Genomic DNA, 2,511 nt, shown 5'->3' with positions numbered 1-2,511 from the left:
AATGTTTCTCACTGTATCGACAGGAGTCTACCTACAAAAACTTTAGATGGCGCCGTTAAAATTCGAGATTGGTTAGTTGCTAACAAAAGTTCTTCTACTGCCAAGCGAATACTGACGCAACTAAGTGCTTGTTGTGACTGGGCAGTTAAATCCCAATTAATCAAACTAAATCCATTTGAAGGTATGTCAACCGATATAAAAATTCCCAAGGGGAAGAAAGACGATGGGGATATTAACCCTTTTAGTCAAGAAGAACGTGACCAAATCATTGCAGCATTTCAAAGCAATCAAAACTATAAGCATTATGCATCGTTGATTGAGTTTTTGTTTTACACAGGTTGCAGACCATCCGAAGCTGTGGCTTTGCAATGGAAACATATAGCAAAAGACTTTAATTCAATCCGCTTTGAACAAGCTGTAGTCATTTCTCAGTCAGGACTAACGTGTAAACCTGGCTTGAAAACTCAGAAGAAACGCATCTTTCCAGTCAACGCGCGTCTTGCAAACCTCTTGAAATCTATCAAACCAAGTTTTCGGGCAGGTGAAGCGAAGGTGTTTCCTTCACCAGAAGGTAAGTGGATTGATGTTCATAACTTAGCCCAAAGAGCTTGGAAAACAGTTCTTTCTACACTGTCGGAAATTGAGTATCGTAAGCTTTACCAAACTAGACATACGTTTATCACCTTGGCACTCGACAATAAGATGGATGTGAAAGACGTGGCAAAGTTGGTAGGTAATTCACCAGAAATTATTTACCGACACTATGCGGGGCAAAGCAAAGAGATTATCGTGCCAGATTTTTAAATGCTTGTGAGTTGTCATAAACATGATTGTGGCGCCTGCCTTATCTGTAGAACGGCGCCTCAATTACTCCGCACGGGTGTATTCTAGGCTTGTAGAAACTTTTAATAAGTTATCAGAATCGTATAGTTAGAATTTACGTATCATTTATAACGTATTTTATTGTGTTTGCGTGTTTATATTGAGAAAAATTCGAGATTGTATTTTTGTGTTTGGTATCAATAATTAAATCAATTACTACAGTGTACTTAACTGGCTAGCAGCATCGGAATTATCATTTATGTGCGGGCGAAGTAATAAAGCTGGAATCAAAATATAAGTGTAAGTATTACAGACTTGCCAAGATTTTTAAATACAAATGTATTGAATAACTAATTATGTTCAAAGCTTAAGTCTTCATCAAATGTATTATTAACAAGGCATTCCATTAATACTATATCACTTGCGTTAATAAGGTTAACTTCACCATCGTCATCGACAACTCGAATAAAAAACTCTGATGGTGTGTAGGTGTTTATACCCATTATCTTGTCAATAATTTCCTGCAAATCATCTGGCTCTACTTCGCTATAATAAAATGCCTCGTCTATACCATTTAAAACTAAAGCCAAAGAATAATACTCTTCCTCTTCTTCATTATTGCTTACGACAACGCCATAATCCCACAAAACCTGGCACATCTGTATTTGAGTAATTTTAATATATATGTTCTGATTCTTAGATGGGTGTTCGATTTCAACAAATCCACCATCCGTCACATGGTCACGATTTAAAAGGCAATCTGAGATTCTTTTAGCTGTTTGCTTCTCAACAGAGTAAATAAAAGGATTCTCTTTATCCCTAAGAAAAAATTTCAAATAATAATTTTGCATACAAAATACTCTCTTCACCCTGAAATATAAGTCGCCAAAAGTAAAGTCCTCTATTTTAGAGTAACCCACAGGACAGGTCACTACTGCCTTGCTGAAAATTTGACAAGTATAATCAAGGTGCCATACTAAGTATAAGTACAGCACCCTAATTGCTATTAGCTATATATTAAAATTCAGAATCTTTATAAAGTTGACTTCGTTGGATAACGAAATGAAACTTAATAATTAGATTCTCATCAAATTACATCTAAACACTCTATCTTAATATTTTCTTTATATTTGTTCATGCATAATGTTTGAGTAAAGGTTTCTGTTTATGCTGTACTGGCGCCGAAACAAATATCAACCGACCACTTCAGACATGCTAGAACAAAAGTATTGTAAAAGAATACCGAACGGCAACTGTTGCCGTTCGATAAAACAGATAATCAAAGAACAAAATTACCAATATTTAAAACGTTTGTAATCTTTCCAGCGCCACCGCACGAACAAGGCGGTTGGCATCAGTCGCAAGTTTAGAAAGTGTATGAGTAGGTGTACTGTTGTTTTGGGCAACAGCGTATCTTTCTATCCAACATATGGAATCAGCGTGTTGCGCTAGGAACTCCGGTGGTGTGATTGGGTGAAGCAGCAAGATAAAACGTGTTGATGTGGGTTTATCAGAACTAGCGACTTCTGCAAGAACGGCACCTGCTTTTTCAGGGTCTTTCTGTATAAGGGCTTTTACTGCGTGTGCGCGTATACCCAACGAACCCTTACTTTTTTTGGACAAAGCTAAGAGAGTTTTCACACTTATATTTGGATTTTTACTAACAGCAATTAAAACATTCTTGTTGGA

At 36.7% G+C, this 2,511-nt stretch carries 3 protein-coding genes; 1 reads left to right on the top strand and 2 read right to left on the bottom strand.

What is annotated here, in order from left to right:
• A partial coding sequence (locus DSM106972_RS50590; RefSeq protein WP_148129297.1) for a tyrosine-type recombinase/integrase occupies positions 1 to 804 on the top strand: 804 nt, incomplete at its 5' end.
• Positions 805 to 1,172: 368 nt separating this feature from the next.
• Here DSM106972_RS50590 and DSM106972_RS50585 read toward each other — a convergent pair.
• Both DSM106972_RS50585 and DSM106972_RS50580 read right to left on the bottom strand, forming a co-directional pair.
• Complete coding sequence (locus DSM106972_RS50585) at positions 1,173 to 1,673, bottom strand: hypothetical protein (protein ID WP_127087793.1); 501 nt, start codon at positions 1,671 to 1,673, stop codon at positions 1,173 to 1,175.
• 451 nt (positions 1,674 to 2,124) lie between these two features.
• A partial coding sequence (locus DSM106972_RS50580; protein ID WP_233787991.1) for a hypothetical protein occupies positions 2,125 to 2,511 on the bottom strand: 387 nt, incomplete at its 5' end.

The sequence above is a fragment of the Dulcicalothrix desertica PCC 7102 genome (genome assembly GCF_003991905.1).
Lineage (GTDB): Bacteria > Cyanobacteriota > Cyanobacteriia > Cyanobacteriales > Nostocaceae > Dulcicalothrix > Dulcicalothrix desertica.
Note: the sequence above shows the minus strand (reverse complement) of the source record. Positions and strands in the feature narration are given on the sequence as shown.

Excerpts from the sequence above, each read along its gene's own strand:
- DSM106972_RS50585 (WP_127087793.1), bottom strand. The coding sequence starts at position 1,673 with ATGCAAAATTATTATTTGAAATTTTTTCTTAGGGATAAAGAGAATCCT.